A 13,765-nucleotide genomic window follows, 5' to 3' on the forward strand; every position below is an offset into this window, starting at 1 on the left:
ATGCCGGCGCCGTCACGTCATCTTGCGGCCCTCGAGCCGCTTCCGGATCGTCTCTCGTCGTTCCTGGAGGTCGCGGTAGGTCAGGCGGTCGACGTCGTCGCCGAGTCCGAACCCGGCCTTCACGCCATCCATGTCGAGCTTCCAGGCGTCGTCGCCGAGCCCGAGTTGCGAGGCGATCATCTCGCCGTGCTGGGTCGCGAAGTACATCGTGATGTCGGCGATCTCGGAGAGGATGTCGAGATCGGGGGCGAGGGTCGCGATGGCGCCGTCGACGAACATCAGGTTCTTCACGAAGAGCATGAGCTCCTTGGGCATGCGGGCGCCGTACCCCAGGAGCGCCTTGACCGTCCGCTGGATCTCCTCGACCAGCGCGTCGGCGTCGACCTGGGTGGGGTCGAACACCTCGCCGGTGTCGAGGCCGAGGTCCCGGACCACGGCGTCGAGGTCGGTGTCCATGGGCAGGGCACCCAGGTCGCGGAACGCTGCGAGCTGGCCCTTCGGGTCGTTCGAGGTGCCCGACATGAGCACGCGCAACAGGGCCGTCCGCTTGAAGTCGTCCAGCCGACCGGTGATGCCGAAGTCGAGCAGCGCGGTGCGGCCGTCGGCCATGACGAACAGGTTCCCGCCGTGGAGGTCGCCGTGGAAGATGCCGTGGATGAACGCGCCCTCCATGAAGCCGATCATCCCGGTGCGCACGACCTTCTCGGTGTCGACGCCAGCGTCCTTCATGCCGGCCACGTCGTCGAACTTGAACCCGTCCAGACGCTCCATGACCAGCACGCGACGGGTGACGAGGTCGGGGTGGGGGCGAGGGATGACGTAGTCCCGCTGACCGAGGTCGGCGAACGACTTGGCCACGTCGAGCATGTTCTCGGCCTCGAGGCGGAAGTCGAGTTCCTCGGCGATGGTCTCGGCGAAGAGTTCGACCAGCGCCGGCGGGTTCGCGAGCGCCGAGATCGGGATGCGGCCGACGAGCTTGGGTGCGATCCAGGCCATGACCCGCAGGTCCTGGCGGACCAGGGTCGCGACGGTCGGGCGTTGGACCTTGACGACGACGTCCTCGCCGGTGAGCAGCGTCGCCCGATGGACCTGGGCGATCGAGGCGGCGGCGAGCGGGGTCTGCTCGAACGTCGAGAAGATCTCGGGGATCGGTCGCCCGAGCTCCGACTCGACCACCTGCCGCACGGCGTCCCACGGTTCGGCGGGCACCTGGTCGCGGCACTTCTTGGTCTCGGCCACGAGTTCCTCGGGGAAGAGCCCTTCGCCACCCGAGATGATCTGGGCCAGCTTGATGTAGGTCGGACCGAGCTTCTCGGCCGCGACACGGAGTCGCTTCGAGACGTCGGCCCGGGATGCGGCGCCACCCTTGCGGCGGGCACTGATCGCCCATCGGCCCATCGCCCAACCCAGATGCCGCGTGACGGTCGTGACCCGCCGCGCCGGAGGGAGGAACGTGGAGCGTGTCAGCCGGGGGAGGTCGGAACGGACGACCTCGCGTGCGACGGCGAGCGGTGGCAGCCACGAGATGTGGTCGCGATCGATCGTCCACGGCGGGTTGTCGCTGAAGGCGCCGACCTCGTGGTCAGCAGGACGGTCCGCTTCGGTGGGGGTCGACGCCATCGGACCATTGTCGCAGGGGATCGACCCGATCAGAACTCGGGTGGGCGGTGCTCGGACAGGGCACGAGAGCCCTCGGCGAAGTCGGGGCCCGTCGCCATCTCGGCGAGGAGGTCGATCGACTCGCGGACCGAGCGCGCTGGATCGGAGTGCAGGAGATCGCCCCACAGTTGCCGCTTGGTCACCGCGGTCGACGCCGGCGACACGTGGCGGGCCATCGTCGTCGCGTAGTCGTCCACGTGGGCGGCGAACGATGCAGGGTCGAGCACCGCGGAGAACAACCCGACGTCGTGGGCCTCGTCGGCGTCGAAGACCCGGCCCGACAGGAGCCAGTCGGCCGCCCGGCCGGCGCCGACGAGCCGGGGGAGCAGCCACGAGAGGCCGTACTCGGCCGGGAACCCGAGCTTGGGTGCTGCGGTCGTGAGCTTGGCGCCTCGGACGACGAAACGGATGTCGGCGAAACAGGCCACGGCGAGGCCGACGCCGGCGGCGGCGCCGTTGACTGCGGCGATGATCGGGGTCGACATGCCGAGTTGGAAGGCGAAGTCGGCGGCGAAGGGAACCTCGACGTCGGGCATCGGGGGAGCGATGCCGCCCAGCCCGTCGTCGTACGCCCCGGCGGCGCGGTGCCCGTCGAGCGCCTTGGTGTCGGCCCCCACGCAGAAGGCCGTACGGCCGTCGTCACTCTCGGCCCCCGTGACCACGATGACCCGGACGTCGCGGTCGGCCTCGGCCGCGGTCATCGCGGCCCGGTACTCGTGGTGCATGCGGCCCGTCCACGCGTTCCGTCGGTGCGGGCGGGCGAGTGTGAGCCTCGCGATGTGGCCGTCGACGACGTAGCGGGTGGCGTTCGCCTCCACGGTCAGGCTGCCAGGGCCGCCAGCGTCGCCTGGGCCAGTTCGGCTCGGCAGACCAGCAGGTCGGGGAGGTACGGATCGGCGTTGTTGTAGACCAGCGGCGATCCGTCGAGGCGTGAGGTGTGCAGCCCGTGGTGGCGGGCGACCGCGGCGGGTGCCGCCGAGTCCCACTCGTACTGGCCGCCGGAGTGCGGGTAGCAATCGACCTCGCCGCGCAGGATGGCCATCGTCTTCGCGCCGGCCGAACCCATGCCGACGAGGACTCCGCCGAGGGCATCGCGGACGGTGTCGGCCTCGGCCGGGGGACGGGTCCGCGACACGACGATCCTCGGCTCGGCGGGGATCGGCGGGAGGGTCAGCGGTTCGTCGGCGGTGGAGAAGCACGTGCCGAGCGCCGGGAGCGCCACGGCGCCGCACACCGGCGCGCCGTCGATCACGAGGGCGACGTGCACTGCCCAGTCGGACCGTCCGGCCTCGGAGAACTCGCGGGTTCCGTCGAGGGGATCGATGATCCACACGCGAGGAGCGGAGAGTCGCGACTCGTCGCCGTGGGTCGCCCGCGCCTCCTCGGACAGGACGCCGTCCTCGGCCGGGGCGTGCGTCGCCAGCTCGGCCATCAGGAACTCATTGGCCTGCCGGTCGCCCTCGTCCTTGATGGTCTTGGGGTCGGCGCCCTCGTCGTTCAGCGCCTGACGGACCCCGAGCAGGAGCTCACCTGCCTCGATCGCCAGCCGTCGCGCCAGGGCGTGATCGGATTCGGAGACGGAGGGTGAGGGAGCGGACACAGGGATTGTCTATCAAGCAGGCCCGCCCGTACATTTGTCCGTTCAGTCCCTGTCGAGCCGGACCACCGGTGGAGTGTTGCCCGAACGATGACCTACGAGCTGTCCCACCTCCGTGCCCTCGAGGCCGAAGGCATCCACATCATGCGCGAGGTGGCGGCGGAGTTCGAACGCCCCTGCCTGCTCTTCAGTGGCGGCAAGGACTCGGTCGTGATGCTGGAACTCGCGATCCGAGCGTTCGCCCCGGCGAAGATCCCGTTCCCGGTCATGCACGTCGACACCGGCCACAACTTCCCCGAGGTCATGGCGTTTCGCGATCGTCGCCTCGAAGAGGCTGGCGCACGCCTGGTCGTGGCATCGGTGCAACAGTCGATCGACGAAGGCAAGGTCACCGAGCAGACGGGACCCCGGGCCAGCCGGAACCCGCTGCAGACCGTCACGCTGCTCGAGGGCATCGAGGCCAACGGCTTCGACGCCGTCTTCGGTGGCGCCCGACGCGACGAGGAGAAGGCGCGAGCCAAGGAGCGGGTCTTCAGCTTCCGCGACGACTTCGGCCAGTGGGACCCCAAGGCACAGCGTCCCGAGCTCTGGAGCCTCTACAACGGCAAGCATCGTCAGGGCGAGCACATCCGGGTCTTCCCGATCAGCAACTGGACCGAACTCGACGTCTGGCAGTACCTCAAGGAAGAGGACGTCGACATCCCCGAGATCTACTTCTCGCACAAGCGCCGGGTGTTCGAACGCGACGGCATGCTGCTGTCGGAGTCCGAGTACATCGAACTGATGGACGGCGAAGAGGTCTTCGAGGAGACCGTCCGCTACCGCACCATCGGCGACATGACCTGCACCGGTGCCGTCGAGTCGGAAGCCTCCGACTGGGACGAGATCATCGCCGAGGTCGCCGCCACCCGCATCACCGAACGCGGCGCCACCCGCGCCGACGACCGAGTGTCCGAAGCCGCCATGGAAGATCGCAAGCGCGAGGGGTACTTCTAGAGATGGAACTCCTCCGATTCGCCACGGCCGGCTCGGTCGACGACGGCAAGTCCACCCTCATCGGGCGACTGCTCTACGACTCGAAGACGATCTTCGAGGACCAGATGGCCGCCGTCGAAGCCACCTCGCAGGCACGCGGTGACGAGTACACGAACCTCGCGCTGTTGACCGACGGCCTTCGGGCCGAGCGCGAGCAGGGCATCACGATCGATGTCGCGTACCGCTACTTCGCCACGCCCCGTCGCAAGTTCATCATCGCCGACACGCCGGGGCATACGCAGTACACGCGCAACATGGTCACGGGCGCCTCGACTGCCGACGTCGCCCTGATCCTCGTCGATGCCCGCAACGGCATCATCGAGCAGTCGCGTCGTCACTCGTTCCTCGCCTCGCTGCTCCGCATCCCGCACCTCGTGGTCTGCGTCAACAAGATGGACCTCGTCGACTGGAGCGAGGAGCGGTTCGAGGAGATCAAGGCCGAGTACCGCGAGTTCGCGATGAAGCTCGACGTCAACGACCTCACCTTCATCCCGGTGTCGGCCCTGCTCGGCGACAACGTCGTCGACAAGTCGGAGAACATGAAGTGGTACGAGGGGCTCCCGCTGCTGCGGCACCTCGAAGAGGTCCACATCGCGTCCGACCGCAACCTGATCGACTCCCGGTTCCCGGTGCAGTACGTGATCCGTCCGATGTCGTCGGAGGGTCTCGACTACCGCGGCTACGCCGGCACCGTCTCCGGTGGCGTGTTCAAGCCGGGTGACGAGGTCGTCGTGCTGCCCAGCGGCTTCACGTCGCGCATCAAGGCCATCGATGGTCCCCAGGGCCCGGTGACCGAGGCGTTCTCGCCGATGTCGGTGACCATCCGGCTCGAGGACGAGATCGACATCAGCCGCGGCGACATGATCTGTCGACCCAAGAACCAGCCGACCGTCGGCCAGGACATCGACGCCATGGTCTGCTGGATGTCCGAGACCGGCTCGCTCCAGCCCCGGCAGAAGCTCGCGATCAAGCACACCACCCGGTGGGCGCGGACGATGGTGACCGACTTCCAGTACCGACTCGACGTGAACACGTTGCATCGGGACGAGGCGGCGACGTCGCTGGCACTCAACGAGATCGGCCGCGTGTCGCTCCGGACGACGGCACCGCTGTTCTTCGACGAGTACCGCCGCAACCGCCGGACGGGGAGCTTCATCCTCGTCGACGAGGGGACCAACAACACGGTCGCCGCGGGCATGATCATCGGCGAGAGCTGAGTCGTGGGTCGCGTCACGCCGAACACGGTGTGGCATCCGTCAGCGCTCGACCGGACGGCTCGCCCGACCGTGGGAGCCACGCTCTGGTTCACCGGGTTGTCCGGCTCCGGCAAGTCGACGGTCGCGGTCGAGGTCGAGCGCCTGCTCGTCTCGGCCGGCCGGCCCGCCTACCTGCTCGACGGTGACAACCTGCGCCAGGGACTCAACGGCGACCTCGGGTTCTCGGCCGAGGACCGCACCGAGAACGTGCGCCGGGTGGGCGAGGTCGCACGGCTCTTCGCCGACGCCGGTGTCGTGGCCATGGTCCCGGTGATCTCGCCCTACGTCGCCGACCGTGACCGGGTGCGCGAAATCCATGCGATGGCCGGCGTGCCCTTCGCCGAGGTCTTCGTCGACACCCCGATCGAGATCTGCGAGCAGCGCGACCCCAAGGGCCTCTACGCCAAGGCACGGGCCGGGGAGATCACCGGGTTCACGGGGATCGACGACCCCTACGAGGCGCCGGTCTCGCCCGAGCTCCGACTGACGCCGGCCGACGGCGATCCGGGTGCGCAGGCGACCAAGGTGCTGGCGCTGCTCGAACGACTCGCCTGACCGACATGGTCACGGACGAACTGCAACGACGACTCGGCCCCGACGTCGCGGTCATCGACCCCGATGTGATGGATGCCTACCGGTTCGACCGGGCGATGACCGTCGAACCCGGTCACCCGCTTGCGGTCGTGCGCGCTCGGTCGACCGCCGACGTGGTCGCGACCATGGAGATCGCCAGCCGCCACGGGATCCCGGTCGTGACACGCGGAGCGGGCACGGGCCTGTCCGGTGGGTCCGCAGCGATCGAGGGCTCGATCACGTTGTCGACGCGGGCGATGGATCAGGTTCGGATCGATCCGGCAGCGATGACGGCGACCGTGCAGCCGGGGGCGCTCAACGCCGAGGTGAAGGCGGCGGCGAGGGAGCACGGCCTCTGGTACCCGCCCGATCCGTCGTCGTTCGAGATCTGCAGCATCGGCGGCAACCTCGCGACCAACGCCGGGGGACTGTGCTGCGTGAAGTACGGCGTGACCACGGACTACGTCCTGGGAATGGAGGTCGTGCTGGCCGACGGGCGGGTGCTCCGTCTCGGCGGAACCACGATCAAGGACGTCGCCGGTCTCGACCTCAAGCGGCTGTTCGTCGGGTCGGAGGGAACGCTCGGCGTGATCACCGAGGCGACGCTCCGGCTTCGCCCGCTCCCGCCGGCGCCGTGCACCGTGGTGGCCACCTTCGCCGACACCGTTGCTGCGGGCGAGGCGGTGACGCGGATCATGGCGTCGATCCGCCCGGCAGCGCTCGAGCTGATGGACGGCGCCGCCGTCGCTGCGGTCGAGGCCGTGAAGTCCATGGGTCTCGAATCGGTTGGTGCCCTCCTCCTCGCCCAGACCGATGGCGACGAAGGTGAGGCCGCGCGCATCGCCGCGTGCTGTGAGGCATCCGGCGCCACCTACACCGCGGTCACCGCCGACGCCGACGAGGGCGAGATGCTGATGGCGGCACGGCGAATGGCCATCCCGTGTGTCGAGCGGCTCGGAACCGTCCTCATCGAGGACGTCGGCGTGCCGTTGCCCCAGATCCCTGCGTTGTTGGCGAAGGTGGCCGAGATCGCCGAGCGACTCGACACCGCCATCCCGGTCATCGGACACGCCGGCGACGGCAACTTCCACCCGCTGGTGACGTTCGATCCCCGCGACGAGGCGGCGCGTGATCGGGCGGCGCTGGCGTTCGATGCCGTCATGTCGGCGGCACTCGAACTGGGCGGGACGATCACGGGCGAGCACGGGGTCGGTTCGCTCAAGACCCGGCACCTGACCGAGCAGCTCGGCGACGAGGTGATGGGCGTGAGTCGTGCCATCAAGTCGGCGCTGGACCCGGCCGGAATCCTCAACCCGGGGAAGTGGCTCTAGAACCGCCACACTGGGACATGGCCACCAACGTGCTCGGAACCGAACTCGCCTCGTGCTCGACCGACCCGATGACGGGCTTCTACCGCGACGGGTGCTGCAACACCGGCGGTGACGACACCGGGGTGCACACCGTGTGTGCCGTCATGACCGACGACTTCCTCGAGTACTCGAAGGCACAGGGCAACGACCTGTCGACACCGATGCCGCAGTTCGGTTTCGCCGGGCTCTCGTCCGGAGACCAGTGGTGCCTGTGTGCACCGCGCTGGCAGGAGGCTTACGAGGCGGGCATGGCGCCGAGGGTGGTTCTCGAGGCGACGCACATCCAGTCACTCGAGTGGTGCGACCTCTCGGCGCTCCAGGAGCACGCCGTCACGCGTTGACCGCGTCCTGGACCGCCGACCACACCCGTTCGGGGGTGAGGGGCATGTCGATGTGGCGCACACCCAGATGCGACACGGCGTCGACCACGGCGTTCTGGACCGCCGGTGTGGCCCCGATGGTGCCCGCCTCGCCGATCCCCTTCGCACCCAACGGGTTGTGGGGCGTCGGCGTCTCGTGGACGACCCGCTCGAACGACGGGAACTCGGCGGCGGACGGGAACGAGTAGTCGGCCAAGGTCGTCGTGAGCGGGTTCCCGTCCTCGTCGTAGCGCACCTCCTCGAACAACGCCTGGCTGACACCGGCAGCGACACCGCCGTGGACCTGCCCGTCGAAGATCAGGGGGTTGATGATCGTCCCCGCGTCGTCGCAGGCGATCATGCGCAGCAGGCGGACGGCACCTGTCTCGGTGTCGACTTCGACGACCGCCACATGCGCCCCGAAGGGGAACGTCGAGCCCCCGCCGGCGAAGTCGTTCTCCGCGAAGAGCTTCTCGATGCCCGCAGCGGGTGCGGCGGCGGCCAGATCGGCCCACGACTTGGCCGAGACCGGGGTGCCGGCGACGGCAAAGGTGCCGGTCGACGAGTCGTGCACGATGTCGTCGGGGTTGGCCTCGAGGAGCTGGGCGGCGAGCGCTCGTGCCTCGTCGACGACGAGTTCGGCTGCAGCTGCCGCTGCGGCGCCACCGATCTGGAGTGACTTGGACCCGCCGGTGCCGGTACCTCGCGGCACGTCGGCGGTGTCGCCGTGACGGACCTCGATCGACTCGACCGGGATGCCGGTGCGGTCGGAGACGAGCATCGCCCACGCGGTGTGATGGCCCTGGCCGTGGGCCGACGAGCCGGTGCGCACGATGGCGCCGCCCTCTGGTGTGATCTCGACCGAGCCGTACTCGGTGTCCTGGAGGACGTTGGTGATCTCGACGTAGGACGACAGCCCGATGCCGAGCTGCTTCACGTCGCCGCTCGCACGGCGTTCGGCCTGCTGGCGGAGGAGGTCGTCGTAGCCGGCGGCAGCGAGCGCCTTGTCGAGGACGACTGCGTAGTCGCCGCTGTCGTAGTTGCCGCCGGTCGCGGTCCGGAGCGGGAAGGCCTCGGGTGCCAGGAGGTTCTTGCGTCGGACAGCGGCCGGGTCCATGCCGATCTCGTCGGCGAACCGGTCGACCATCCGCTCGATGGCGGCGGCGGCCTCGGGTCGACCGGCGCCGCGGTAGGCCCCGACCGTCGACGTGTTGCTCACCACCGACCGGATGCGCACGCGGACGTCGTCGATGGCATAACAACCCGGAGCCATCATCCGCGTCATGTAGGGAAGGACGCAGCCGGTCCCGGCATAGGCGCCACCCTCCTGGATGACGTCGAGCCGGTAGCCCGTGATCGTTCCGTCCCGGTTGCCGGCGAGGCTCGCGTACTGGACCTGTCCCCGGCCCTGGACCATGCCGACCAGGTTCTCCGATCGCGTCTCGGTCCAGCGGACGGGCCGGTCGAGCCGTCGGGCGAGCCAGGCCACCAGGATCTCTTCAGGAGTCGTGCCGTGCTTGGCACCGAAGCCGCCGCCGACGTCGGGCGCGATCACGTGGACCATCGAAGGATCGATCCCGAACACCGCAGCCAGACCGTCTCGGGTGCCGTGGGCGCCCTGGGTGCACGCCCACTGGGTGAGGACGCCGTCGTCCCACCGTGCTGCGGCCACGCGTCCCTCGAGGGGCACCGCGGCCATGCGCTGGTTGATCAGGCGTTCGGTCACCACGACGTCACCCGAGAGGTCGTCGGGTCCGACGGGCTCGCCCTGGTCGAGGACGACGTTGGTGCCGAGGTCGGCGTGGACGACGACCGAGTCGGCAGCAGCTGCCTCGGGGTCGGTCACCGCGTCGAGCGGCTCGACGTCGGCCCACACCGACTCGGCGGCGTCGACGGCCTGACGTGCGGTCTCGGCCACGACGGCCACGACGGGTTCGCCCACGTAGCGCACGGTGCCGGTCGCCAGGATCGGTTGGAGGACCTGATGGGCCAGCAACGGCGACGACTGGAGCGGGCCGATGTCGAGGTCGTCGCTGGTGACGACGTCGACGACGCCGGGCATCGAGCGGGCGTCGTCGATGTCGATCGACTCGATCCGACCGTGCGCGGTCATCGCCCGGACGAAGGCGACGTGGAGCGCGCCGGGCGGCGCGATGTTGTCGATGTAGGTACCTGCGCCGCGCAGGAGCGCGGGGTCCTCGATCCGTTGTACGCGAGTCCCGAGGATGCTGCCGCTGGAAGCCATGACCGAGTTTCTAGCCCGTGGTCACGGCGCGTTGGGCCGTCCCAGCAGGAATCCCTGACCGAATCTCGATCCGGATCTCTTGTCAGGTGCGGGTGACCGGCTTGTACTTGATTCGATGGGGTTGGTTGGCGTCGATGCCGAACTCCTTGCGACGCCACTCCTCGTACTCGGTGAAGTTGCCTTCGAACCAGCGCACCTGCGAGTCGCCCTCGAACGCGAGGACGTGGGTGGCGAGGCGGTCGAGGAACCAGCGGTCGTGCGAGATCACGACGGCGCAGCCGGGGAACGTCTCGAGGGCGTCCTCGAGTGCGCGCAGGGTGTCGACGTCGAGGTCGTTGGTCGGTTCGTCGAGGAGGAGGACGTTGCCGCCCTCACGGATCTTCCGGGCGAGGAGGACTCGGTTGCGCTCGCCGCCGGAGAGGACACCGACCTTCTTCTGCTGGTCAGAGCCCTTGAAGTTGAAGCTCGACACGTAGGCGCGGCCGTGGATCTCGCGCTTGCCGATCATCAGGTTGTCGACGCCGCCCGTGATCTCCTCGTAGACGGTCTTGTCGTCGTCGAGGACGTCGCGGTCCTGGTCGACGTAGGAGAGTTCGACGGTCTTGCCGATCGTGATCTCGCCGTCGTCGGGCTTCTCGTTACCGGTGATCAGCTTGAACATGGTCGTCTTGCCGGCACCGTTGGCCCCGATGACGCCGACGATCCCCGCAGGCGGGAGCTTGAACGTGAGGTCGTCGATGAGCAGGCGGTCGCCGAAGCCCTTGGTCACGTTGTCGAACTCGATGACGACGTCGCCCAGACGGTTGCCGGGCGGGATGGCGATCTCGAGCTTCTCGAGGCGCCCACCACCGGCATCGGCCTGCTTGGCGAGTTCCTCGTACGCCTTGATGCGCGCTCGCCCCTTGGACTGCTTGGCCTTGGGGGAGCTGCGGATCCAGTCGAGCTCGCGGGCGAGGGTCTCGCGCCGCTTCATGTCGGAGTTGTCCTCGGCCTCGAGGCGGTTCTTCTTCTGTTCGAGCCAGCCCGAGTAGTTGCCCTCGTAGGGGTAGCCGCGACCGCGGTCGAGTTCGAGGATCCAGCCGGCGACGTTGTCGAGGAAGTAGCGATCGTGGGTGATGGCCACGACGGTGCCGGCGTAGTCCTGGAGGGTGCGTTCGAGCCAGGCGACCGAGTCGGCGTCGAGGTGGTTGGTGGGCTCGTCGAGCAGCAGGAGGTCGGGCTTCGACAGCAGGATGCGGGCGAGGGCCACGCGACGTCGTTCACCACCGGAGAGGTTCGTGACCGGCGAGTCGCCCGGCGGGCAGCGGAGCGCGTCCATCGCGATGTCGACGGTGCGGTCGACGTCCTCGTTGCCCGATGCGGCCATCTTGGCCTCGAGTTCGGCCTGGCGGGCGCCGATCTTCTCGTAGTCGGCGTCGGGGTCGGCGTAGCTGGCGAGGACGGCGTCGTACTCCTCCTGGAGGGCGACGGTGTCGCCGACACCGTCCATCACGTTGCCGCGGACGTCCTTCGACTCGTCCAGGTGTGGCTCCTGGGGCAGATAGCCGACGGTGTAGCCGGGGGAGAGGCGGGCGACGCCGTCGTACTCGTCGTCGAGTCCGGCCATGATCTTCAGCAACGACGACTTGCCCGAGCCGTTGTGTCCGATCACGCCGATCTTGGCGCCGGGGAAGAACGACAGGTTGATGTTGCGCAGGACCTCTTTGTCCGGCGGGTAGAACCGGTTGAGGTTCTGCATCTGGAAGATGAATTCAGCCACCCCGGCAGCCTATTGCCGTGTCTGGCCTCCGCCGATTCTCATGATTTCGTCGAGGGGCACGACGACGTCGAGGTCGTCGGCACCGATCAGCCAGACCGACGAGCGACAGCAACTGACGATGGTGCCCGTGACCTCACCGTCGAAGGTGACCAGGGTGACCGTGGTGTCGGTGAGCGAACGCAGCCGCTCGACCGGCGATGTCGTCGTGGGACTCGCCATGTCTTCGGTCTAGCGCCTGCGTTCGCGCGAGTGGTGGCTCTCCGCAACCGCCCGTTCATTCACGCTGGGGGTATGCGGGCGGGTCGGGGTCGCCGTGGAACCGACGTTGCGGGCGGGTGCGGTTGCACGGGTGGCAGGCGCCGCGTCCGTTGGACGGGGTGGTCCTGCCTCCCTGGTGGTGCGGATGGATGTGGTCGACGGCGCCGCGACGGGTGTCGTTGGTGCAGCCCCGGCCGGTGCATCGTCGGTCTCGCAGCAGGATCGCGGCACGGAGTCGGCCGGTGTAGAGGCGAGCGGCGGGGTTGTAGCCGATCGGTTGGGCCTCGTCGCCGAACGTGTAGCGCTCGATGTCGGGGTCGTTCGCCAGGAGTTCCGCGAGTTGGCGAGGCGACAGGACGGTCCCGTTCCAGAGTTCGGCGAGCCCTTCAGCGAGGGCATCGAGTCCCGTCACGACGGAGATCAGCGGTCGCGGTTCCCGGCCGTCGGGTGTCCCGTGCCTGTGGGCACGGCCGGCCATCTCGACCAGAGCGTCGGCGCGGCGTTGGGCATTGGTCCGGCGGAGCTCGGACATCTTCGGCTTGCGGTCGAGGCGCTCTCTGGCCTCGGTCCAGTCCTCGTGGAACAGTTCGTCGACCAGAGAGTCGAAGACGTCCTTGAAGCTGGCGCCACCGATGGGGTCGAGCATGGCGTCGGCCTTCACCGCGCCCTCGAACGTGGTGGAGACGTGGGCGTCGCGGTCACGCAACAGGCGAGCGTCGAGATCGCCGTCGGGGTCTGCATGGAGCCGCCATGCCCGGATCGACTTGCGCAGACCGGCATGGTCGAGCGTGGCTGCGTGATCGGCGAGCGTTGATTCCCACTCGTCGAAGAGCTCCTCTGTTCCCTCGGTGCGCGCCGAGGCGACCAGTCGGGCGTGTTCGGCGCTGATCTCGCCCGCCGCCCACCTCTTGGCCACCGTCGGCAGGTGCACCAGGTCGCGAGCCAGAGCGCCGACTCGACCGGCGACGTGATCAGAGCAGCGGAGCCGGTCTCGTTGCCACTGTGCGATGGTGCGGTAGCCGAGGTCCAGGAGCATGCCGGACCGTTCCAGTTCGCCGGTGCGGACATGGCGTTGGTGATCGAGACGTCGCAGCTCGACGCTGACACCCTCCAGCAGCGCCGCGCGTTCCGGCGCGCTCAGGTCGGTTGCGTCGACGGCAGCGATCGCGTCGATCGCCTCACCGAGGTGTTGGAGCGCAGCGGTCACGTCCATACCGAAATCGTATGGATGGGGTCTGACAAGAACCCCGGACGGACGAGGTCGTCGCTTCGAGTTCCCGCCGGTGATCTGTCGTGTCACGGGAGTCGACAAGCACGTGCGCGAACCGGCACTCGGTACGGCCCGGATTGACTCTGGGTTGCGGATCCGCGCGCCCGTGAAGGGAATCGCAACCCAGAACCAGTGGCGATCCGTTCTGGGCTTCGATTCCGCGCGCTGGTGAGTGGAATCGCAACCCGGAACGGAGAACCCGCACCGAGGTGCCGATAGCACGGGGTGGTCGCCCGGGCCCGGTGCGACAGAGCGACGGCGCCGAACATTCGGAGAGACCCGCCCCGAGTCGGGAATGCGTTCCTCGCCGCCGGCCTACTTCAGGTGGGTGGTTCGAAGACGAGGAACGGCGGGTCACGTGGACACGGCGATCGGTCGAATGCT

Annotated in this window: 11 protein-coding genes and 1 pseudogene; 5 read left to right on the forward strand and 7 right to left on the reverse strand. The window is 68.6% G+C overall.

The features are described from left to right. Positions 1–12: 12 nt before the first annotated feature. From AB8619_RS05075 to AB8619_RS05085, 3 genes are read right to left on the reverse strand one after another with little or no spacing between them, the layout of a single operon-like run. Positions 13–1,620 (reverse strand): ABC1 kinase family protein, encoded by a 1,608-nt coding sequence (locus AB8619_RS05075; protein WP_436795375.1) that lies wholly within the window; start codon positions 1,618–1,620, stop codon positions 13–15. A 29-nt stretch (positions 1,621–1,649) separates the two neighbouring features. Then, positions 1,650–2,477, reverse strand: coding sequence for an enoyl-CoA hydratase-related protein (locus AB8619_RS05080; RefSeq protein ID WP_436795376.1), 828 nt, complete (start codon positions 2,475–2,477; stop codon positions 1,650–1,652). A gap of 2 nt (positions 2,478–2,479) precedes the next feature. Next, complete coding sequence (locus AB8619_RS05085) at positions 2,480–3,259, reverse strand: 3'(2'),5'-bisphosphate nucleotidase CysQ (protein ID WP_436795377.1); 780 nt, start codon at positions 3,257–3,259, stop codon at positions 2,480–2,482. A gap of 81 nt (positions 3,260–3,340) precedes the next feature. On the opposite strand from AB8619_RS05085, the pseudogene cysD reads away from it, so the two are divergent. The 5 genes and pseudogenes from cysD to AB8619_RS05110 all read left to right on the forward strand — a co-directional run. Then, positions 3,341–4,252: pseudogene (gene cysD / locus AB8619_RS05090) on the forward strand (sulfate adenylyltransferase subunit CysD); the annotation flags it as partial. A gap of 2 nt (positions 4,253–4,254) precedes the next feature. Then, on the forward strand, positions 4,255–5,508 hold the full coding sequence (locus AB8619_RS05095; RefSeq protein ID WP_436795378.1) for a sulfate adenylyltransferase subunit 1: 1,254 nt from the start codon (positions 4,255–4,257) through the stop codon (positions 5,506–5,508). Between the two features lie 3 nt (positions 5,509–5,511). Then, entirely contained in the window at positions 5,512–6,102 is a 591-nt protein-coding gene (gene cysC, locus AB8619_RS05100; protein WP_436795379.1) for an adenylyl-sulfate kinase, read from the forward strand. Positions 6,103–6,107: 5 nt separating this feature from the next. Beyond that, a complete protein-coding gene (locus AB8619_RS05105; protein WP_436795380.1) occupies positions 6,108–7,451 on the forward strand; it encodes an FAD-binding oxidoreductase in 1,344 nt (447 codons plus the stop codon). Between the two features lie 17 nt (positions 7,452–7,468). After that, a complete protein-coding gene (locus AB8619_RS05110) occupies positions 7,469–7,831 on the forward strand; it encodes a DUF2237 family protein (protein WP_436795381.1) in 363 nt (120 codons plus the stop codon). On the opposite strand, the gene AB8619_RS05115 is transcribed toward AB8619_RS05110, so the two are convergent. The 4 genes from AB8619_RS05115 to AB8619_RS05130 form a co-directional block, all read right to left on the reverse strand. After that, positions 7,821–10,094 carry a xanthine dehydrogenase family protein molybdopterin-binding subunit gene (locus AB8619_RS05115; RefSeq protein WP_436795382.1) on the reverse strand — a complete coding sequence of 758 codons (2,274 nt, stop codon included), beginning with the start codon at positions 10,092–10,094 and terminating at the stop codon, positions 7,821–7,823. The two genes, AB8619_RS05110 and AB8619_RS05115, sit on opposite strands and share 11 nt — an antisense overlap. An 82-nt stretch (positions 10,095–10,176) precedes the next feature. Further along, a complete protein-coding gene (ettA, locus tag AB8619_RS05120; protein ID WP_436795383.1) occupies positions 10,177–11,853 on the reverse strand; it encodes an energy-dependent translational throttle protein EttA in 1,677 nt (558 codons plus the stop codon). Positions 11,854–11,862: 9 nt separating this feature from the next. After that, positions 11,863–12,072: a hypothetical protein gene (locus AB8619_RS05125; RefSeq protein WP_436795384.1), complete on the reverse strand. Its 210-nt coding sequence runs from the start codon at positions 12,070–12,072 to the stop codon at positions 11,863–11,865. A gap of 55 nt (positions 12,073–12,127) precedes the next feature. Then, positions 12,128–13,324: a DUF222 domain-containing protein gene (locus tag AB8619_RS05130; RefSeq protein WP_436795385.1), complete on the reverse strand. Its 1,197-nt coding sequence runs from the start codon at positions 13,322–13,324 to the stop codon at positions 12,128–12,130. Positions 13,325–13,765 lie beyond the last annotated feature (441 nt).

Origin of the sequence: Actinospongiicola halichondriae (assembly GCF_049103745.1) — a bacterium.
Taxonomy (GTDB): Bacteria; Actinomycetota; Acidimicrobiia; order Acidimicrobiales; family Salinilacustritrichaceae; genus Salinilacustrithrix; species Salinilacustrithrix halichondriae.

Bases quoted from the DNA above. Each gene is read 5' to 3' on its own strand.
- AB8619_RS05130 (WP_436795385.1), bottom strand. From the start codon at position 13,324: ATGGACGTGACCGCTGCGCTCCAACACCTCGGTGAGGCGATCGACGCG.
- AB8619_RS05115 (WP_436795382.1), bottom strand. From the start codon at position 10,094: ATGGCTTCCAGCGGCAGCATCCTCGGGACTCGCGTACAACGGATCGAG.
- AB8619_RS05095 (WP_436795378.1), top strand. From the start codon at position 4,255: ATGGAACTCCTCCGATTCGCCACGGCCGGCTCGGTCGACGACGGCAAG.
- AB8619_RS05105 (WP_436795380.1), top strand. From the start codon at position 6,108: ATGGTCACGGACGAACTGCAACGACGACTCGGCCCCGACGTCGCGGTC.
- AB8619_RS05125 (WP_436795384.1), bottom strand. From the start codon at position 12,072: ATGGCGAGTCCCACGACGACATCGCCGGTCGAGCGGCTGCGTTCGCTC.
- AB8619_RS05075 (WP_436795375.1), bottom strand. From the start codon at position 1,620: ATGGCGTCGACCCCCACCGAAGCGGACCGTCCTGCTGACCACGAGGTC.
- AB8619_RS05110 (WP_436795381.1), top strand. From the start codon at position 7,469: ATGGCCACCAACGTGCTCGGAACCGAACTCGCCTCGTGCTCGACCGAC.